The sequence below is a fragment of the Pseudaminobacter soli (ex Zhang et al. 2022) genome, assembly GCF_014595955.1.
Taxonomy (GTDB): domain Bacteria; phylum Pseudomonadota; class Alphaproteobacteria; order Rhizobiales; family Rhizobiaceae; genus Kumtagia; species Kumtagia pseudosoli.
This window is the reverse complement of sequence record NZ_JABVCF010000006.1, coordinates 223,557-243,191: the sequence shown is the minus strand read 5'-3', so window position 1 is coordinate 243,191 and position 19,635 is coordinate 223,557. Positions and strand designations below refer to the sequence as shown.

Annotated in this window: 17 protein-coding genes and 1 pseudogene; 10 read left to right on the top strand and 8 right to left on the bottom strand. The window is 64.9% G+C overall.

All coding sequences use genetic code 11. The annotated features are described in order from the left end of the window. Positions 1-98 precede the first annotated feature (98 nt). Positions 99-236, top strand: a complete 138-nt coding sequence (locus HUI96_RS13230; RefSeq protein WP_188255126.1) for a hypothetical protein — start codon at positions 99-101, stop codon at positions 234-236. Positions 237-299: 63 nt separating this feature from the next. On the opposite strand, the gene HUI96_RS13225 is transcribed toward HUI96_RS13230, so the two are convergent. After that, complete coding sequence (locus HUI96_RS13225; RefSeq protein ID WP_188255125.1) at positions 300-749, bottom strand: RrF2 family transcriptional regulator; 450 nt, start codon at positions 747-749, stop codon at positions 300-302. A gap of 278 nt (positions 750-1,027) precedes the next feature. Here HUI96_RS13225 and HUI96_RS13220 point away from each other — a divergent pair, with 278 nt between their 5' ends. Then, on the top strand, positions 1,028-1,894 hold the full coding sequence (locus HUI96_RS13220; RefSeq protein ID WP_210320157.1) for a sulfite oxidase heme-binding subunit YedZ: 867 nt from the start codon (positions 1,028-1,030) through the stop codon (positions 1,892-1,894). A gap of 43 nt (positions 1,895-1,937) precedes the next feature. Here the strand turns inward: HUI96_RS13220 and HUI96_RS13215 are convergent, their stop codons facing one another. Continuing rightward, positions 1,938-9,455, bottom strand: coding sequence for a hypothetical protein (locus HUI96_RS13215; RefSeq protein WP_188255124.1), 7,518 nt, complete (start codon positions 9,453-9,455; stop codon positions 1,938-1,940). A gap of 395 nt (positions 9,456-9,850) precedes the next feature. Here HUI96_RS13215 and HUI96_RS13210 point away from each other — a divergent pair, with 395 nt between their 5' ends. The 4 genes from HUI96_RS13210 (at position 9,851) to HUI96_RS13195 (ending at position 12,773) form a co-directional block, all read left to right on the top strand. Further along, positions 9,851-10,117, top strand: coding sequence for an Hpt domain-containing protein (locus tag HUI96_RS13210; RefSeq protein WP_337918305.1), 267 nt, complete (start codon positions 9,851-9,853; stop codon positions 10,115-10,117). 104 nt (positions 10,118-10,221) lie between these two features. After that, on the top strand, positions 10,222-10,542 hold the full coding sequence (locus HUI96_RS13205; RefSeq protein ID WP_188255122.1) for a 2Fe-2S iron-sulfur cluster-binding protein: 321 nt from the start codon (positions 10,222-10,224) through the stop codon (positions 10,540-10,542). 24 nt (positions 10,543-10,566) lie between these two features. Next, a complete protein-coding gene (locus HUI96_RS13200; RefSeq protein ID WP_188255121.1) occupies positions 10,567-11,592 on the top strand; it encodes an NAD(P)/FAD-dependent oxidoreductase in 1,026 nt (341 codons plus the stop codon). Between the two features lie 176 nt (positions 11,593-11,768). After that, positions 11,769-12,773: an ABC transporter substrate-binding protein gene (locus tag HUI96_RS13195; RefSeq protein WP_188255120.1), complete on the top strand. Its 1,005-nt coding sequence runs from the start codon at positions 11,769-11,771 to the stop codon at positions 12,771-12,773. 6 nt (positions 12,774-12,779) lie between these two features. On the opposite strand, the gene HUI96_RS13190 is transcribed toward HUI96_RS13195, so the two are convergent. The 3 genes from HUI96_RS13190 to HUI96_RS13180 form a co-directional block, all read right to left on the bottom strand. Next, positions 12,780-13,265 (bottom strand): ion channel, encoded by a 486-nt coding sequence (locus tag HUI96_RS13190; RefSeq protein WP_188255119.1) that lies wholly within the window; start codon positions 13,263-13,265, stop codon positions 12,780-12,782. A gap of 133 nt (positions 13,266-13,398) precedes the next feature. Then, positions 13,399-13,821: a nucleoside-diphosphate kinase gene (gene ndk / locus HUI96_RS13185; protein ID WP_188255118.1), complete on the bottom strand. Its 423-nt coding sequence runs from the start codon at positions 13,819-13,821 to the stop codon at positions 13,399-13,401. 75 nt (positions 13,822-13,896) lie between these two features. Further along, positions 13,897-14,592 carry a glutathione S-transferase family protein gene (locus HUI96_RS13180; RefSeq protein ID WP_188255117.1) on the bottom strand — a complete coding sequence of 232 codons (696 nt, stop codon included), beginning with the start codon at positions 14,590-14,592 and terminating at the stop codon, positions 13,897-13,899. A gap of 74 nt (positions 14,593-14,666) precedes the next feature. Here HUI96_RS13180 and HUI96_RS13175 point away from each other — a divergent pair, with 74 nt between their 5' ends. The 3 genes from HUI96_RS13175 to HUI96_RS13165 all read left to right on the top strand — a co-directional run bounded on the left by HUI96_RS13175 (position 14,667) and on the right by HUI96_RS13165 (position 18,121). Then, complete coding sequence (locus HUI96_RS13175; RefSeq protein WP_188255116.1) at positions 14,667-15,179, top strand: DinB family protein; 513 nt, start codon at positions 14,667-14,669, stop codon at positions 15,177-15,179. Positions 15,180-15,326: 147 nt separating this feature from the next. After that, positions 15,327-16,112: a hypothetical protein gene (locus HUI96_RS13170; RefSeq protein ID WP_188255115.1), complete on the top strand. Its 786-nt coding sequence runs from the start codon at positions 15,327-15,329 to the stop codon at positions 16,110-16,112. 128 nt (positions 16,113-16,240) lie between these two features. Next, positions 16,241-18,121 (top strand): ABC-F family ATP-binding cassette domain-containing protein, encoded by a 1,881-nt coding sequence (locus HUI96_RS13165; protein WP_188255114.1) that lies wholly within the window; start codon positions 16,241-16,243, stop codon positions 18,119-18,121. A 12-nt stretch (positions 18,122-18,133) separates the two neighbouring features. Here HUI96_RS13165 and HUI96_RS13160 read toward each other — a convergent pair whose 3' ends face one another. The 3 genes and pseudogenes from HUI96_RS13160 to HUI96_RS13150 all read right to left on the bottom strand — a co-directional run. After that, positions 18,134-18,553: a GFA family protein gene (locus tag HUI96_RS13160; RefSeq protein WP_188255113.1), complete on the bottom strand. Its 420-nt coding sequence runs from the start codon at positions 18,551-18,553 to the stop codon at positions 18,134-18,136. Between the two features lie 86 nt (positions 18,554-18,639). Beyond that, positions 18,640-19,098, bottom strand: coding sequence for an SRPBCC family protein (locus HUI96_RS13155; RefSeq protein ID WP_188255112.1), 459 nt, complete (start codon positions 19,096-19,098; stop codon positions 18,640-18,642). Between the two features lie 4 nt (positions 19,099-19,102). Next, positions 19,103-19,423 (bottom strand): annotated as a pseudogene (locus tag HUI96_RS13150) (ArsR/SmtB family transcription factor); the annotation flags it as partial. Positions 19,424-19,457: 34 nt separating this feature from the next. Between HUI96_RS13150 and HUI96_RS13145 the strand changes: the two are divergent. Continuing rightward, a complete protein-coding gene (locus HUI96_RS13145; protein ID WP_188255111.1) occupies positions 19,458-19,613 on the top strand; it encodes a hypothetical protein in 156 nt (51 codons plus the stop codon). The last annotated feature ends 22 nt before the right edge of the window (positions 19,614-19,635 follow it).

Below are 19,635 nucleotides of genomic sequence, written 5' to 3'. Positions count from 1 at the left end.
ACGTCTCTCCCCCTGAGAACAGCCATTACGAGGCTGCGGGAATTTTGTAATCGACAATGTCCAGAAACTTTGTAGACTAAAGGCAGTGAGGAGGCCGCATGGCAAATCATCTGTCGGACGTCCCTCGGCCGGCTCGCGCGTTCCGCGGGCGTTTCGGAGCCGAGCTTGTCGCGAAGCTAACCTTCGCTGCCGCAGTCGGGTTTTCCGCGGCGCTTGTATTCGGCATCATCCACTAAGCAGGATCGCTCAGTCTGTAAGGCCGGATTTGCCAATGGGCCATCAGAGCCCGGAAGAATTGCCTAGGCCGTCCGCGCCAAAAGCATCTCGAGATCGTCATTGGCCGCGTCGCGCATTTGCGCGAGGCTGCGGTTGTCGAGCACCGCTGCGATCGCATGGCGGACCTCGAGCATCATGTGCCTCACCTCGCAGGTCGCCTCGTCGCAGTCCTCGCAGCGCTCATAGCGCGTGAGGCTGGCGCACTGGATCGGAGCCAGCGGCCCGTCCAGCGCACGTACGACGTGCCCGATCTTGATGTCCGCGGCGGGGCGGGCGAGGCGATAGCCGCCTTCCTTGCCTTTGCGGCTCTGCACGAAACCGGCATTCCGCAGTTCCCCGAGAATGGCGTCGAGGAACTTCTTCGGGATGTTGTTCGCTTTCGCGATGTCGCTGACGAAGGCCAACTCGCCTGGTTGCAGCCGGGAAAGGTGAAGGAGCGCCTTGAGCCCGTATTTTCCCTTTCTGGTCAGCATTCGTCGTCGAAACTTTTCTTAATGAGCCCCAGCGTTCGTGCTGGTGGGGCAGAATTCAAGTAGATTCTATAGAATCTATAAACGAGCACAGATTGCTGAATTTTCGACCAATAGGGCAAAGATAGTAAAATTTAAGTGCACAGAGACGTTTTTGGCACAGTATCGCCCTACGACCACGTGGCCGCGGCTCACTAGGAAGTGAGGCTTTGTCAATGGAGTGTGGCTGCAAGCTCCGCTACGGCTGGCATGCAAGCAGGCAATGACGGGGAACACATGTCTTGACCCCTTGGACCGACCGATCCGGCAAGTTCTCGCCGCTGAAAGCCGCTGTTCTATCGGGATTGATGATCACCGGCCTGTGGATTGCGTGGTCGTGGAGCCACGGGCAACTCGGTCCCCGGCCGGTGACGGAAGCGATCCATGAGACCGGAACGTGGGCGATCCGCTTTCTGATGATCTCGCTGGCGATCACCCCGCTGCGCCGCATCGCGGATTTTCCGAAACTGATCATCGTGCGTCGGATGATCGGGCTGGCGGCGCTGTTCTATGCGCTCGCCCACCTGTCCTTGTACATTGTCGATCAGAATCTGGATCTTCAGCGGGTCGCGACCGAGATCGCCCGGCGGGTCTACCTGACGATCGGCTTCATGGCGCTGCTGGCGCTTTGTGTGCTCGGCGCCACCTCGACAGACGCGGCCATCCGTAGGCTGGGGCGCAACTGGAACCGCCTGCACCGCATCGTCTACGCGATCGGCGTCCTGGCCGGGCTGCATTTCTTCATGCAGACCAAGGCGGACGTCTTCGAGGCGACGTTGACCGGCGGGCTGTTCCTGCTTCTCATGACCTACCGTATCCTGCATGGGCGCAGGTTCAGCCTTTCCTCGCCCTTCGTGCTGCTCGGCTGCGCCATTGCGGCGGCGGTCCTGACGGCCGGGATTGAGTTTGCATGGTACGGATTGGCGACGGGCATCCCGCCCTTGCGTGTTCTCGCTGCCAACCTGCACTTCAACTACATGATCCGGCCGGCGTGGTGGGTTCTGCTCGTCGGCGCGACGGTCGCACTGATCCCGATCTTGCGGACCTATGTGGGGACCACCCGGTCGCCGAAGCGCGTGCCACGGGCAGTCAGCACACCAGCGGAGTAGGGCAGGCGGCGTCAAGCGCCGCCTTGCAAGCCTCTGGCCCTGCTTAGCGCAGCCGCCCGGCTGCGTGGGCAAGCAGGGTGTAGACCTTGCCCGTCTCGGAACTGAGATAGGTCAGGGTCAGCCGGTCGTCCCGATCGTTTCGGCCGACGTCCTTGAGCAGCTTCTCGAAGTCCTGGCAGTAGCGGTCGACCGCCGCCTTGAAGTCTCCGTCGGCCTGGTAGCGGCGGCGGATCTCATCGAAGGTCTGCTGCCCCTTCAGCGTATAGAGGCGCCGGCCGAAGACGTTGCGCTCGCCGCGGCGGTAGCGGCCCCACAGCTCGATGGACGCGTCATGGTCGATCGCGCGGGCGATCTCCGACGACAGCGAACTGAGCGGCTCCGCGTTCTTCTGCGCGGCCTTCGGTGCGGGCCGGGGCGCCTGGACGGCGACATCGGCCTCCTCGGCACGGGCAGCGCCGCTGAGCAGGTCCCTGACCCAGCCGCCGCTGCGCGGACGCTGGTCCTCGCGGGCCGGTTCCGGACGCAGCGGCTCGGGTGCCGCCGCGGGCTTGGCTTGCGGCGGGACGAGACGGCGGGAGGCCTGCGACTTGTCCGAGACGTCGATCGTGCGGCCGGATTTCGCGACGATGTCCGAAAGCTCCTTCAGCGCCTTGATCTGGTCGCCGACGGCGCGGCGGATCGCGGTGGTCGACTCCTTCGCCTCCTGCGGCATGTCCAGCATGCCCTTCTTGAGCTCCGCGCGCGTCGATTCGAGATCGCCCTTGATCGAGTTGGCGGTGCGGCGCATCTCCTCGGTTGCATCCGCGAAGCGCTTGGTGGCGGATTCCACCACTTCGTTGATGGCCGAGCGGACCTTGTCGGTCGAGGCGAGCGCGCGGCCTTCCGCCTTCTCCAGGGCGCCGGATACAAGGCCCTCGAAGGACTTCATGACCTTCTCGAGCTCCTCCGACTTCTTCACCAGACCGACCGCAAGATCCTCCAGCGAGGACTGCCGCTCCAGCGTGTGCTCGAGATTGCTCTGGGCCGAGCTCAACAGGTGCGAGGCGCTGGTGAGCAGGCGGCTGTGCTCCTCGAAGCTGGTGGCGATCGAGGCGACCTCGCGCAGCGTGCCCGAGGAGAGGTCGGTCAGGCGGCTGGTGTTGGATTCCACCAGGCGGGCCGAACTGGCGAAGGTGGCAGCGGCCTTGTCTGTGGTCGCGGCGAAGCGATCCGTGGTCTCTGCCAGTTCCGAGTCGACCTTGCCGAGGTTTGCCGCAGCAGCCTCGATGAGCTGGCCGAGCTTGGCGCTCGACGTGGACATCCTGCCGATGAGGTCTTGGACGGTAGTCGCCAGGCTGTCGCGGGCGCCGTCGACTGCAGACAGCGTCTCCGCCGTGCGGTTGGCGAGCGCTTCCGCGAGCGCGGCGTTCTCCGAACGCAGCTTCTCGGCCGCCCTTTCGGAGGCGTCCTCCACCGTCTTCTCAAGTTCGGCGTTGGCCGCACCCAGCTTTTCAGCGAGCGGCTTCGCCGTCTCGTCGAGGACGCGGCTAATCTCGGCCGAGCGCTCCGCCATCAGTTGATTGAGCTCGCGTGCCGTGGCGCCGATCGAGCGGGCAGCGTCGTTCGTGCTCTGGCCGATGTTCTTGCTGACCGACGCGAAGGTGTTCTCGATGACGCCCGCGCGCGAAACGAGGTGCTCCTCGGCGCTCGCGACGTGCTCGTGCACCTTCTGGCCAAGCGTCTCCGCGCCCTGGGCGATGCGGTCTTCCACACCGGAGATCGTGGCGTCCACTCGGGCAGCGGCGGCCTGGGCGCTCTCGGCAAGGCGGCTCTGCGCCTCCGAAAGCCGGGCGTCGACATGTTCCGCGGCAGCCTGTGCCCCGGCCATCACCCGCTGATCGGTGGTGGAGAGAGCTTCTTCGACCGAGCGAGCTCTCGTTTCCAGTTCGCGCGACGACCGCTCCACGCTGGCGAGTACGCGCTGTTCGGCAGAGCTGAAGGCTCCCGTGACTTCCTCTGCCTTTGCGCTCAGCAGGGAGGCGCTTTCGCCGACTCGGGCAGCCAACTGTTCGTCGGCGCCCTTGAAGACCTCGCCCATCTCGACCGCCCGCGCGGCGAGGGCCTCGGATGCGGCATCCGTCCTCGCAACGATGCGTTCTTCGGCGCTCTCGAAGACACGACCGATCTCGACGGCACGTTCCGCCAGGCTGGCAGCGGTCTCGCCGGCGCGCACAGTCAGCCGCTGATCCGCGTCCTCGAAGACCTGAATCAGTTCGTTCGCACGAGTGCCGAAGGCTTCCGCACCGCCCTCGATGCGGGCTGCGAACTTGCGGTCGGCCGTATCGAACAGCGCCCCGATCTCCTCTGTCCGGGCCCCGAGCGCCTCGGCACCTTGTCCGAAGCGGGCTGCGATCTGCTCGTCGATTTTGTCGAATACGCCGCGCAGTTCCGCCGCCCGAGCGCTGAGCGTTTCCGCCGTCTCGCCGATGCGGCGGCCGAACGTCGCGTCCACATTGTCGAAGCGCTGACCGATCTCGGCTGCGCGCGACGCCAGTGTCTCGGCCATGGCGGCGGCGCGGTCCACCAGCTTGCGGTCGGCCTCGTCGAAGGTGAGTGCAACCTCAGCCGCGCGCGAGGAGAGGGCGCTGGCCGTCTCGTCCGTGCGGGCAAGAATACGGCGGTCTGCCTCGGCGAACACCTCTGCAATGTCGCTGGCGCGCGCCAGCAGTTCCGAAGAGGTCTCGGCGGCACGTTCCGCGATGCGGCGGTCGGCGTCGCTGAAGGCGTCTCCGGCCTGCCTGTGCAGATCCGTGGTGATTTCCATCACCTTGTCGCGCAGGCTGGTGGCGATCGAAACTGCGGTACCCTCCAGAGCCGAGCGAACATTCTCCACGCCGGCTTCGAGTGCGCGCCTCATGGTGCCGGTGCGCTCCTCGATCACGCCGGTCTGGCGATCGAAGGCATCTCCGATCTTCTGCACATCGTCCGCCAGCGCCTGCGAGATCAACTCGCGTTTGCCGGCGATCGTGTCGATATGAGAGGCGATCTCGAGATCGATCACACTCCGAGCCTCGGAGAGCTTGCCGAGGTCGCTTTCGAGAGCGCGGGCAAGGATTTCGCGCCCCTCGGCGAGCTTCTGGATATGTCCTGCCACCGAAGCGTCGATGCCTGCCCGGCTGTCGGCGAACTTCTGGAGTTCGGATTCGACAGCCTCCGCAAGCACGCTGCGGCCTTCGGTGATCGCGGACACCTGCGACTGTACAAGTCGGTTGACATCTTCCCTGGCGGTCGAAAGCGTCGCCAGATCCTCGTCCAGCGCACGGACAAGGATCTCGCGCCCTTCGGCAATCTTGCCGACGTGCTGTTCGATCATGCGATCGATGTCGCCGCGGGTTTCGCCCAGGCGGGTTAGATCCACCTCCAGCGCACGCTTCAGGATGTCGCGGCCCTGCGCCAGCTTCTCGACCTGTGCGGCCACCAGTCCGTCGATCGCGCCGCGGCTCTCGGCGAGCTTGGCCAGATCGTCGGCGAGCGTCCGGCTCAGCGCCTCGCGGCCCTCCGAGAACATGCCCGAATGCGTGGCGATTGCCTGCTCGACGGCCTGTAGATCGGCCTGCAGGGCCGCGGTGATTGCGCCACGGGTGTCCGCAAGCCGCTGCGAATGGGTGTCGATCAGTTGGCCGATATTTGACATATCCTGATCGAGCGCCTGCGACAGCACCTCGCGGCTGTCGCCTAGCTTCACGATCTGGCTACGGATGACGTCTTCGAGGCCAGACATGTCGGTCTCGATCGCGCGGGCGAGCATGTCCCGGCCTTCGGCGATGCGCTGCAACTGCTTCTCGACGATCTGGTCGAGCATGCCTCCGCGCTCCTGGACCTTCTCCAGGTCGACCTCGAGAGCCCGCGTAAGCAGCCGGCGTCCTTCGGCGAGCTTGGAAACGTGACTGACGATACCTTCGTCGATGCGGGCGCGCTCTTCGGCGAGCTTGCCGAGATCGGCTTCCAGCACCTGGGTGAGCACGTCCCGACCCTGGGACAGCTTCTCGACCTGCGACTGGACGAGCCCGTCGATCTCGCCGCGGGTCTCGGAAAGCTTGTCGAGGTCGGCCTGCAGCGCCAGGCGCAGCGCGTCGCGGCCCTCGGCCAGCTTGTCGAAATGCGAGTTGACGAGTTGGTCGATTTCGCTGCGCGCTTCGTTCACGCGCGCCAGGTCGGCTTCGAGAGCCCTGGTCAGCACGTTCCGGCCCTCGGCGAACTTCTGCACATGGTCGACCACCAGGGCGTCGACTGTGGCGCGGCCTTCCTGCAGCGTGGTGAGGTCGGCTTCGAGGGCCCGCTTGAGCATCTCGCGGCCTTCTTCCAGCTTTTCGACGTGACCGGCGGCGATGCTGTTGATCTCGGCCCGGCTTTCGAGAAGGCGAGCGAGGTCGGCTTCGAGCGCCTGCTTGAGCACTTCGCGTCCGGCCGCAAGGTGCTCGACATGGCTGGCCGCAATGCCGTCGATCTCCACACGGCTTTCGGACAACTTCGCCAAGTCCGCCTCCAGGGCGCGCCTCAAGATGTCGCGCCCCTCTGCCAGTTTCTCGACCTGTGAGGCGACGAGACCATCGATGCCGGCGCGGCTCTCGGCGAGCTTCTCCATGTCCGCCTCGAGGGCGCGCTTCAGGATGTCGCGTCCCTGCGCCAGCTTCTCGACTTGCGCGGCCACGAGGCCGTCTATTGCGGAACGGCTCTCGTCGAGCTTTGTGAGGTCGTCGGCAAGGCGCTTCGACAGGGCCTCGCGCGCTTCCTCGAAGCGGCGGGCCTGTTCGTCGCCAGCGGCGTGGATGGCGATAATGTCGCCCTCCAGGGCTGACGTCAGCACGCCACGCCCCTCCACCAGCTTGTTGACATGCGTGGCGATCATCTCGTCGATCGCGGTCATGTCGGAGGCGAACGCGCTTGAAAGCGCCTCGCGGGCCTCGGCCACCTTGCCCGACTGCCCGGCGAGCAAGCCTTCGATGTCGCCCATCTCGGTCTCGAGTGCGCGCGAAAGGATGCGGCGGCCCTCGGAGAGCTTGTCGAGGTGGAGCGCGACCATAGAATCGATGCTTTCGATGTCGGCCTCGAGCGCCTTCGACAGGACGTTTCGGCCAAGCTCCACTTTCTCGACCTGGCCCGAAACGAGGCCGTCAATGGTCTGGACGTCGCTCTCAAGTGCCAGGGAGAGCGACTGGCGGCTCTCTGCGATGCGCCCGATCTGCGCGGCAACGACGTTCTCGACCTCGGCGAGATCGCTCTGCAGGGCATCGGTGAAGGCGCGCCGGCCGGCTTCGATCTTCTCCACCTGGGTGGAAACGATTGTATCGACGCTGCCGAGGTCCTGGTCGATGGCCCGGCTGAGCGCGTCGCGCGTGTCGGCGATGCGGGCGGTTTGCAACGTGACCGTCGCGTCCAGACGCTCCAGGTCCTTCTCGAAGGCCTGGGAGAGGGCACTGCGCGCTTCCTCGAAGCGCTGCGCCTGGGACGCAACCATGCCTTCGACGGCCGAGACATCCGCTTCCAGTGCGCGCGAAAGGATGTTGCGCCCCTCGCTCAGCTTGGTGACGTGCGAGACCACCATCTCGTCGATGCTGGCACGGTTCTCGGCCAGCCTCTCGGCATCTTCCTGTAGCGCGCGGCCGAGATTCTCCCGGCTGTCGGCGATCTTCTGCAACTGCTCGGAGAGGGACAGGTCGATCAGGGTGCGCGACTCGTCGAGGCGCCGGAGATCGTCCTCCACGGCCTTGGCCATCGCATCGCGGCCTTCCGCCAGCTTGTGGATCTGCGCCTCGACCGCCTGCTCGATGTCGCCGCGGCTGAGCGCGTGCCGCTCAAGATCGTCGCGCAGGAGGCTCGACATGCGCTCGCCGCTCTCGGTGAGCTTGCTGGCGTGGTCCTGGATGAGAGCGTCGATGTCCTGCCGTGTCGCGGCGAGGCTGCCAAGCTCTGCCTCGAAGCTGCCGGCCGCAGCCTCGCGTGCGGCTTCCAGCCGACCGGCGAAGTCCAGGGCATGGGCCTCCAGTATAGTCGACGTGGAGGTGACGACGTCCGACAGTTCGGCTTCCAGCCTGGACCTGTTGCCGTCGAACAGGTTCACGATCCGCTCTTCGCCGGCCGAGAAGGTGGCCGCGATCTCGCTCGCGCGCTCGACGAGGTTTTCGTTGATCTGTCGTGCGCGGGCTTCGAGTGCCGCGTTCAGCTTCTCCGTCCCGGTGTCGAGAGCCTCGGCGCGGGTCTGGAATTCGCTGATCAGGCTCTGGCCGCGTTCGGCCAGCGTCCGCTCGATCGCCTTGAGATTGTGGTCAAACTCGTCGTTGAGCGTGCGCGCCGCACCGCCCAGCAACGACACCATGCCGGACGTCCGCTCGTCGAGAAGGTCGGACAGGGACCGCGTCGCGTCATCGGTGGTCTGCTTCAGCGTCGCGATGCGGGTATCGAGCAGGCTGGCGAAAGCTTCCCCGGACGTGGTGATGCGCTCGTTCAGGCTGTCGAGCCTGCTGCCGATCGACTCGAACATCGAGTTTCCGCTCTCGTGGAGCCGGCCGATCAGCGAATCGCCGGAACTGGCGATGGTCATGGAGAGGTTCGTGGAGGCGCCGACGATGCTTTCGCGCAGCATGTCGCTGGCGCTGTTCAACTGATCCTTCAACGTGTCGTTGGCGCCCTCGATCGCGGAGCGTACACGCTCGGCATGGCCGACCACGGCTTCGCGCTCGTTGCCGAGACCGTCCACGAGCGCGCGGATCCGCGCCTCGTTGTCGGAATAGGAGCGCTCGAGGTTGTTGACCTCGGAACTGACCAGTGCCTCGAGTTCGGCCGCCCGAGCGAGCGTGCGTTCGATGCCTTCGCCCATTGCCGCGACCTCGCGGCGGACCGCCTGGCCGACGGTCAGGATACGGCCCTGCGCGAGGTTCTCGGGTTCGGCCAGCCGCGCAGCGACCTCGGCCATGCCCTCGGCTGCAAGCCGCATGTCCTGGGCGCGACGGACCATCACCGCGAACGCCCAGAAGAGGACCACTGGAACGAGCGTCAGCATGGTGATCAGGACGGCGGCAGGCTGGTTCAGCGCCTCGGCAAAGGTCAGTTGATCGGAACCGACCAGCGCATAGCCGAGGGCCACCCCGGCCGCGATCCAAACCAGGGAAAGCAGCGCGACGGCCCAATAGACGGTCGATGAGGACTTACGGCTAAGGCTTTGGAGGATCTGGCGCGCGTCGCGCACCGTGTCGTCGTTCGCCGGCGCGAATTGGGGCGTGGCAGCCGGTCCCTCGACGGGCTGCAGGCCCACGGTCGACACCGGCTTGACCTCCTCGGCCGCCGCACGCTTGGGCGCAGCGACAGGTTTCTTGTTGTTTTCGGGCTCGTTAGCAGGCTTCTTGAGCGCGGCGCTTTCGCGTGTAAGCTCCTCGGCCGCCTGCGTTATCTGAGCCTCGAGGTCCTCCATCGAAGCGGCGATATCGAGGTCTCCGCTGCCCCCGAGACCGTTGTTCAGTGCTTCTTCAAGTTCCTTGGCGACATCACCCTCGAGAGTCTTCGATGTCGTCGGTCCCTTAGCCATGCCGCTCTTACCCTGTACCATTGCCGCACCGCCCGGCCGAAAATGGCAGGGAAATCCGCGCGCGCAAAGCTCAATCTGACCCGCCCCACATCCTATCCACCGCGATCATCGAATGGAACTCCGACGCGGCTCGATGCGTACAAGTTTAAATACTTGGTTAATGCCGGCGAACTCTGATGCGCGAGAATGAGCCTTTTTTTAGCCGATCGGGTCATTAACGCGTTCTCCACGACATCGGCGTACGGTCGGCGCGCGGCTTCGGCCGCGTCGAGCAGGGCACAGGGAAGATGCTACACAACAAAGCGAACGCCGTTGCGTTCTCGATGCCAGGGGGCGAAAGCTCAGGTGTAACACGAAGCAGACCGATCGACCTGGCGCACCTTTCGCGGCAGACGATGGGAGACCGCGGCGTCGAGGAGGAGGTGCTTGGCCTGTTTCTTCAGCAGACGCAGCAGGTTCGCGAGCGTATCGCGCAATCGACTCCAGCGGAGCGGCGGCTTCTCGCCCACCAGCTTCTGGGATCGGCGCGCGGCGTCGGTGCCTTTGCCATCGCCGATTGCGCTGCCGAGATCGAGCGCCAGCCCGACAACCTGCAGGCGCAGCGCAGGCTGGAGGTGCTGATCGACGAGGCTCGCGACTTCGTGGCGGGCATGTGCAGATGACCGCGGCGTGCCGGGACGCTTGGTCGCGTCTCCGGCGGCCTTGTTGACATGGCCGCAGCAGTGATTATGTCGGCCTGATCAGGCATTCTGGACCCAATCCAATCATGACAAAGCTGACATTCGTCGCCTTCGACGGCACGCGCTATGAGGTTGAAGCCGAGAACGGCTCGACCGTCATGGAGAACGCGATCCGCAATGCAGTACCCGGCATCGAGGCCGAGTGCGGCGGCGCCTGTGCCTGCGCGACCTGTCACGTCTATGTCGACGAAGCCTGGACGGATATCGTCGGCGAGCCGGAGTCGATGGAAGAGGACATGCTCGACTTCGCCTATGACGTCAGGCCGAATTCGCGCCTGTCGTGCCAGATAAAGGTGCGCGACGAACTCGACGGGCTTGTCGTCAGCGTTCCCGAAAGGCAAGGCTGAGCGCTCCTCCGGAGGAAAACGAGAATGGCAGAGCCGATCCGCACCGACGTCCTCATCATTGGAGCGGGTCCCGTCGGCCTGTTCGCCGTCTTCGAGCTTGGCCTCTTCGACATGAAGTGCCATCTGGTCGACATACTCGACCGGCCGGGCGGCCAGTGCGCCGAACTCTATCCCGAGAAGCCGATCTACGACATCCCGGCGCTGCCCACGGTGACCGCGCAGGAACTAGTCGACAGGCTGATGGAGCAGATCAAGCCGTTCAATCCGTCCTTCACCTTCAATCGCATGGTCACCGGTCTGGAGAAGCTGCCGGACGGCGGCTTCCGGGTGACCACCGACGAGAACGAGGTGTTTGAGGCCAAGGTTGTGGTGATCGCCGCCGGCGGCGGCTCGTTCCAGCCGAAGCGGCCGCCGATCCCCGGCATCGAGGCCTATGAGGGCAAGAGCGTCTTCTATTCCGTGCGCCGCATGGAGGAGTTCCGGGGCGAGGACGTTCTCATCGTCGGCGGCGGTGACTCGGCGCTCGACTGGACCCTGAACCTCCAGCCGGTCGCCCGAAGCATGACGCTGGTGCACCGCCGGCCCGAGTTCCGGGCGGCTCCCGACAGCGTCAACAAGATGTTCGCGCTGCAGGAAACCGGCGGCCTCGAGTTCCGGATCGGCCAGGTGACGGCGCTGAAGGGCGAGGACGGACAACTCCGCTCCGCCACGATCAAGGGGCCCGACGGCGACGTCGAGATCCCGGCGACCCGCATGCTGCCCTTCTTCGGATTGACGATGAAACTCGGGCCGGTCGCGGAGTGGGGCCTGAACCTCCACGAGAACGTCATTCCGGTCGACACGGAGAAGTTCGAGACCTCCGTTCCCGGCATCTTCGCCATCGGCGACATCAACTGGTATCCGGGAAAGCTGAAGCTGATCCTGTCCGGCTTCCACGAGGCGGCCCTGATGGCGCAGGCCGCCAAGCGCATCGTCAGCCCCGGCGAACGCATCGTCTTCCAGTACACGACCTCCTCGACCAGTCTTCAGAAGAAGCTCGGCGTGGCCTGACGGGTCATTCCCGCCGGCTCCAAACGGCTTTGCTTAGCGGGTCACCTAGGTCAATCGTTCGCGGATCTGTTTCAGGCAGTTGGCCTGTTCCGCAGCGGAAAGGCGCTTGATTTTCCTGCTGACAGTGAAAAAGTTGCCCGTGCCAGCTTCGGCAGCGAGAGGTGAGGGTAACGTCGATGATCAGCAGGTTTGCAGCAGTTTCCGCCGTGCTTGCGGTGGTGGCGGGTTCGGTCCTTCCGGCCAGTGCCGCCGAAAAAGTCACCTACATGACCAACTGGCTGGCGCAGGCGGAGCATGGCGGCTACTACCAGGCCGTGGCCGATGGGACCTATGCCGCATGCGGCCTAGAGGTCACCATCCAGCCCGGCGGGCCACAGGTGAGCGGGCGCCCGCTGCTCCTGGCCGGCAAGATTGATTTCTACATGGGCGGCAACATGCTGCAGGCCTTCGACGCCGTGCAGCAGAACATTCCGTTACGCGTCGTCGCCGCGACGTTCCAGAAAGATCCTCAAGTCTTCATGTCGCATCCCGGGCAGGGCCTGGACACATGGGGCGATCTCAAGAACGCCGACCAGTACATCGTCGGCGATGAAGGTTTCCAGAGCTTCTTCCAGTGGATCGTCACCGAGTTCGGCTGGGACATCACCAAGCGCGTACCCTACACCTTCAACCCGGCACCCTTCATCGCCAACAAGAAGTCGGTCCAGCAGGGTTACGTCACCTCCGAGCCGTTCGCCGTGGAGAAGGAAGGCGGCTTCGTCCCCAACCAGTTCCTGCTCGCCGACAACGGGTTCAATGCCTACGCGACGACGATCGAGACCATGCAGGACACGATCGACAAGCGGCCCGAGGTCGTGAAGTGCTTCGTCGATGGCTCCGCCAAGGGCTGGTACAACTATCTCTACGGCGACAACAAAGCCGCCAACGAGATGATCAAGAAGGACAATCCGGACATCACCGACGAGCAGATCGCATTCACGATCGCTCAGCTCAAGAAGTTCGGCATCGTCGACTCGGGCGATGCCGAGAAGATGGGTATCGGCGCGATGGAAGACGCTCGGATGCAGAGCTTCTACGACAAGATGGTGGCCGCCAAGGTGGTGCCGGCTGGGATCGACATCAAGAAGGCCTACACGCTCGACTTCGTGAATAAGGGTGTCGGGCTGGAGCTGAAGAAGTAGGCCGCCTCAGAGCTCGCCGCGCTCTCTCGATCCCTTCTTGGCCCGTACTCTGTCGAGCTTGCCGAATTCGGTCATGATGCTGACCAGGACGCCCACCGTCCAGCCGAATGTGAACAGGCCCGACATCGCTATGATTGGTCCGATCAAACGCCATGGGTCGGGCAGTTTGACGGTACCTTCGCCAAGCGTCGTATAGCTGTCCAGGACGAAGTAGTAGCTGTCCCGTATCGAGGGGATCAATCCCATCAGTGATATGGGGCCTGCCCAAAGAAGAGTTTCAGCGAAATGCAGGGCTGCCAGAGAACCGATCGTGGAAGCAAGCAACAGGTTGGTCCGCCAATGCGGCGTGAAGTCATTCACATGGATCCAGGACTTGCTGAAACGCCGGTGGATCGTGCGAATGCCGACGCCGTGCACGACGATGACGATAATCAGAACTAAGGTGCCGATGACAATTTCAAGAACCGGGTTCGGTGCTGAAAGTTCATCCATCGGTCACGGCTTCCTGGCGTCGCCCTCGCTCGTCACGACCGACCAGTCTAGCACGATCGCGAGGGCCGCGATCAAAACAAGAAAGCCGGCGCGAGGCCGGCTTTCGATAGCTTGAAAACTCGAGAAGTGAGCCTCAGCCCACGATCTCGATGTCCGAGAACCAGTACCGGATCTCCTGCGCCGCGGTCTCGGGCGCGTCCGAGCCGTGCACCGAGTTCTCGCCGATCGAAAGCGCGTGCACCTTGCGGATCGTGCCCTCGTCGGCGTTCGCGGGGTTCGTCGCGCCCATCACCTCGCGGTTCTTGGCGATGGCGTTCTCGCCTTCGAGCACCTGGACGATGGTCGGACCCGAGGACATGAACTCCACGAGCTCGCCGAAGAAGGGGCGATCCTTGTGAACGGCGTAAAAGCCCTCGGCCTCGCGGCGGCTCATCCACACGCGCTTGGAGGCGACGACGCGCAAGCCTGCGTCCTCGAGCATCTTGGTGATCGCGCCGGTGAGGTTGCGACGCGTGGCGTCAGGCTTGATCATCGAGAAGGTGCGTTCGATCGCCATGGAAGATCCTTGTTTGCTGTCCTGTTGGGAGTGGCGGAGCCTATACAGTCGGTCCGCCGCCTTGCCAAGAGCCGCTCACGCCGCAGCAGGCGCGCTTCGCCCGATCCCATCGTAGAGATCGAGACAACGGTCGAACCAATCGAGGACCGGATCGCCCGCCGGGAGATATTGGAAGGGCGACATGACGCGCACCCACTGGAACGCGCCGAACACGATGTAGTCCGCAAAGAGCGGGCTCTCGCCGCCGATGAAGGGCTGGTAGGAGAGTGTGCTGCGCAGCGGCTCCAGCTTTTTCAGGAATTCGGGATGGCGGGCCTCGCGTTCCGAGGCGACGCTTTCCAGCGACCGCCCGTTGTTGCGCTTCTCCCGGCTGTCGCGAAAATATGCTTGGTCGACGGGCGCCAGCCGGTCGTGGATGTCCAGCATCGCCGCCGCCCCGAAGAAGGGATGGATCGTCATCTGCGACCAGCGTTCGACGAACCGGGCCGAGGCCTCGCCGCCGGGCCCGCCGAACAGGCTCGGCCGCTCCGGATAGGTTCTTTCCAGGTAGAGCGCGATGTCGAAGGAGTCGGAGACGAGCCGGTCGCCATCGCGGATGACAGGCACGGTCTTGGCCGCGCCGTTCTCCACCAGAGGAACTTCTGTGAACGGAACCGCGATGCGCTCGAATTCGAGCCCCTTGTGGGCGAGCGACATCACGGTCTTCCAGCAATGCGGGCTGAACGGCCGCGACAGGTCTGATCCGACGAGTTCGTAGACAAGGATGGTCATATGCGCTCCTGGCTCATTGGCGCTTCCCGATCTTGCCGCTAGGAGAGAACTGGATCGCGAAGCACGGGGCGGCAATGAAGCAGCATTTCTCGATGATGGCAGCCTACAATCGTTGGGCCAACCAGAAGGTATACGAAGCGGCTGCGGAGCTCGCCGAGGAAGAGTTCGCGCGTGACATGGGCGCCTTCTTCAGGTCGGTGATGGGAACCCTCAACCACCTGCTGGTCGCCGATCGCATCTGGATGAAGCGCTTCACCGGGCAGGGGGATGCCCCGTCCGGCCTCGACACGATCCTCTTCGCCCACTACGGCTCCCTTTTCGGCGCGCGGCGGGCTGAGGATGCGCGGATCGTGGACTGGATCGAAAGCCTCACCGAAAAACAGGTCGCCGGACGCTTCACCTACATCACCGTCACCGACATGCGCACGGTGTCGCAGCGGCTGGCGCCCGCGTTGGCGCATCTGTTCAACCACCAGACGCATCACAGGGGCCAAGTGCACGCGATGTTGACGGCCCTCGGCAAGCCGAGCATCGCGCTCGACCTCATCTATTTCCAGCGCACCGAAGAGGGCAGGGCGTTCGCGTGAAGCCCGATCGCTAAAATGCGATCGAATCCGGAAACCACCTGAAAACCATGCCCGATGCTCTCGGGCAACCGTCTCATGGCCATCCTCGTCATTCAGGAAGCAGCCGGCTCGGCCGGCTCTGCTGAATGCGGCAAACAGGAGAGTGTCATGACAAAACTGGCCAAGGAACTCGCTGCGTGCGCCGGCGCGGCAGCGATCCTGATTTCGTTAAGCGCGGGCGCAAGCGCCCAGGTGTCCGTGTCGATCGGGGGAAGGGACGGGATCAACGCAGGCGCCGACGCCTCTGTGGGGCGGGACGGCGTCAACGCTGACATCGATGCCTCTATCGGTGGACGAAATGGCGTCAACGCCGACGTCGACGCCTCTGTCGGAGGCCGAAACGGAGTGGATGCCGGCGCGACCGCCTCTGTGGGTGGCCGCAATGGTGTCAATGCAGACGTCGACGCATCGGTCGGCGGCGGCATTGGCGTCAACGCGAATGTCGATGCATCCATCGGCGGCGCTCGGGGGACCACCCCTACTGGCGATGTGTCGATCGGCGGCATCAACGCAGTCAATGGCAATGTCGACGCCTCGGTCGGCGGCCTCGGGACCGACGACGACACCCTGCTCGGCATCCTCCGCAGGGGTTTTGCCGGCACCTCCGCTTCGGTGGATGTCGGAGCGGGCGGCGGCAGCGGTGCTGGTGCAGCCAGGGCCGCTGGCGGCGGAGGCGGTGGCGCAGCCGTAGGCGGCGGCTCCGGTTCCGGCGGACTCGGCTCGGGCGGCGTGTCCTCGCCGGCAACGCAATCCGGCACCTTCTCGATGACCGCCAACGGCGGCGATTCCGCGCAGAAGATGCGCCTGAAGCGGCGCTGCCCCGACATCGTCGCCAACGCCTCGACCTACGACGACGACCTGGTCGCCATGTGCCAGGCGGCCGCGTCGCGGTAGGAGCGCGGCAGCAGCTTCGCACCGAGCAAACCAGCAAGGGTGGGCGCGGCGCGTGCCCGCCCTTCTCGTGTGCGCCTTTCCCGACGCACTTGCGGCTTGCGACCGGCCCGTGCAAAAGCGCGGCTGCCATGCTGACCATCAACGATCTCTCGCTGCGCGTCGCCGGAAGGCTGCTCCTCGACCACGCCTCGCTGTTCCTCCCCGAGGGCACGAAGGCGGGCCTGGTCGGCCGCAACGGCACGGGCAAGACCACGCTGTTCAAGGCGATCACCGGCGAGCTTTCGGCCGAGACCGGCTCGATCTCGCTGCCCCGGAACACCCGCATCGGCCAGGTGGCGCAGGAGGCGCCCGGCACCGAGGAGCCGCTGATCGACATCGTGCTCGCGGCTGACAAGGAGCGCGCCGCGCTCATCGCCGAGGAGAAGACGGCGACCGACCCGGCCCGCATCGCCGAGATCCACATACGGCTGGCCGACATCGACGCCCATTCGGCGGAGGCCCGCGCCGCGACCATCCTCTCCGGCCTCGGCTTCGATTCCGAAGCGCAGAAGCGCCCGGCCTCCTCCTTCTCCGGCGGCTGGCGCATGCGCGTCGCGCTCGCCGCGGTGCTGTTCTCCGAGCCCGACCTGCTGCTTCTCGACGAGCCGACCAACTATCTCGACCTCGAAGGCACGCTCTGGCTGGAGAACTACGTCGCGAAATATCCGCGCACGGTGCTGCTCATCAGCCACGACCGCGACCTGCTCAACCGCGCCGTCAACTCGATCGTCCATCTCGAGCAGAAGAAACTCACCTTCTGGCGCGGCGGCTACGACCAGTTCGACCGCCAGCGCGCCGAGCAGCTCGAACTGCAGGAGAAGAGCCGGGTCAAGCAGGAGGCGCAGCGAAAGCACCTGCAGTCCTTCATCGACCGTTTTCGCGCCAAGGCGTCGAAGGCCCGCCAGGCGCAGTCGCGCATCAAGGCGCTGGAGCGCATGAAGCCGATCGCCGCGGTGGTCGACGACAGCGTAAAACCGTTCAGCTTTCCGGAGCCGGTCAAGACGGTCGCCTCGCCGATCGTCGCGCTGGACAACGTTTCGGTCGGCTACCAGCCGCAAAACCCGATCCTCAAAAAACTGTCGCTGAGGATCGACGCCGACGACCGCATCGCGCTGCTCGGCGCCAACGGCAACGGCAAGTCGACCTTCGCAAAGCTGCTCGCCGCCAGGCTGAAGGCCGAGGCCGGCACGATGACGGTGGCGCCCGGCCTGAAAGTCGCGATCTTCGCCCAGCACCAGCTCGACGACCTCCGGCCAGAGGAGAACGCCTACGAGCATGTGCGCCGGCTGATGCCGGACGCGCCGGAATCGAAGGTGCGCGCGCGCGTCGCCCGCTTCGGCCTGTCGACCGAGAAGATGAACACGCCGGCAAAAGACCTTTCCGGCGGCGAGAAGGCGCGCCTGCTGATGGGGCTTTCCGCCTTCGACGGCCCGAACCTGTTCATCCTCGACGAGCCGACCAACCACCTCGACATTGACAGCCGCGAGGAGCTGATGGTGGCGCTGAACGATTTTCCCGGCGCCGTCATCCTGATCAGCCACGACCGCCACCTGATCGAGGCGACCGCCGACCGGCTGTGGCTGGTCAAGGACGGCGGGGTAGAACCGTTCGACGGCGACATGGCCGACTACCGCCAGATGGTGGTCGGCGTGTCAGCGGGCGACCGGCGCGAGAAACGGGAGGCCGAAAAAGCCTCGAAGGCCGACCGCCGCCGCGAGGCAGCGCAGCGCCGCGCCGCCGCCGAGCCGCTGGCAAAGCAGATCCGCGCGACCGAGGCGCTGATGGACCGCCTGCGCAAGCGCATCGACCTGATCGAGGACGAACTCGCCAACCCGGCGCTCTACGAGAAGGATCCGACGACCGCCACGCAGCTCGCCAAGGAGCGCTCGCAACTGACCGGCCAGCTCAACGACCAGGAGGAGCGCTGGCTGGAGATGAGTTCGGAGTATGAAGAGGCGACGGCGGAGTAGGGGTCCCAGGTCTCAACCGGCCGGCGGCGGCATCCGGGCGAAGGTCTTCAGCGAGGGGTCGATCCGGTCCCAATCCTGTGCGGCGTCCGTCCAGAGCACTGCCTGCGGCCGATAGCGCTCAGGCTCGTCCAGCGTGCCGGCCCTGGCAACGAAAATGTCCGGCATTTGGGGAAACAGCATATAGACCGGGGTTCCGCAGGTCGGACAGAAGGCGCGGCTCTTCACCGTGCCCAGATCGCCGGTGAAGTCGAAGCTTTTCGCCTCGCCGTGCACCTCCACCGCCGCCCGGGGGAAGACGAGGTAGGATGCGTGCCCGGTGCCGCTGTCCTTTTGGCACTGCCGGCACTGGCAATCGTTGGTCATGATCGGTTCGGCGGCCGACTCGTAGCGGATCGCCCCGCAGGCGCAGCCGCCCGTATATGCCCTCGTCATGTCTCTTCTCCTCCAGTTGCAGGCAAAGGTATCCCTCGCCGAAGGCGTCCGCCCCCGGTTGCAAGGCCATCGGCCCTCTTCGTCGCTCAGTTCAAATCGTCAGCGATCGCGCGCAGCCTCGGCACCACCTTCTTCCAGCCGCCCCCCATGTTCTGGAAGGCGATCTCGTTTCGCGGCAGCTCGAACCCGGCATGGGTCAGCGTGACCCGCGTTCCTCCCTCGACAGGCTCGAGTGTCCAGGTCACGGTCGTGTCGAGCCGCGAGCCGTAGCCCTGGTTGCCGTCATGCCCGCCCTTCCACGAATGGGCGAAGCGCCGGTTCGGCACCACCTCCAGCACCTCGCAGTGGATCGCGCCGTCCCATTCGCCGGCGGGCGTCGTCTGGAATGTGAACCGGTTGCCGACCACCGGCTCAAAACCCTTCGGCTCCATCAGCCAGCGGGCGATCAACCCTCCGCTGGTCAGCGCCTTCCAGATCGTTTCCGCTGTATGAGGAAAAATCTCCTCCACCACGATGTCGCGTGTCATGGTCGCGGTCTGGGTCATGGGCCATTTCCTTGAGCAGGGTTCTGAGATCGGCGAAGCGGTCGCGCCAGAACATGCCGTAGTGGTTCATCCAGTCGAACAGCGGCGCCAGCCCCTCGGGTTCCGCGCGATAAAAGACCTTTCGTCCCTCGGGGCGCTCGGCGACCAGGCCGGCCTGCTTCAGCGACTTGAGGTGCTGCGAGATCGCGCCTTGCGTCACGCCGCTGCCCTGCGTCAGCTCCGCCACCGTGATCTCTTGCGCCGCGACGATCCGCTCGAACAGCCCGCGCCGGGTCGGGTCGGCCAAGGCGCGCATGACGCTCGTGACGGGTGCCGTTTCGATCATGAGGTAAAATTAGCGGAGGCTAATGGATTAGTCAATGCTAATTGGTGTGGCCGCGAGGCGGTGCAGTGCTGCCGCCGAGCCGCTGGCGAACAAATCCGCGCCCGAGGCACTGATCGGGCGCGAGCGCATCGCTCTGATCGAGGGCGAGCGCCTCCATCCCAACCCAAAGACGAACTTTGCCATTTCCTGAATGCAGGAATTGCCAGCGACGG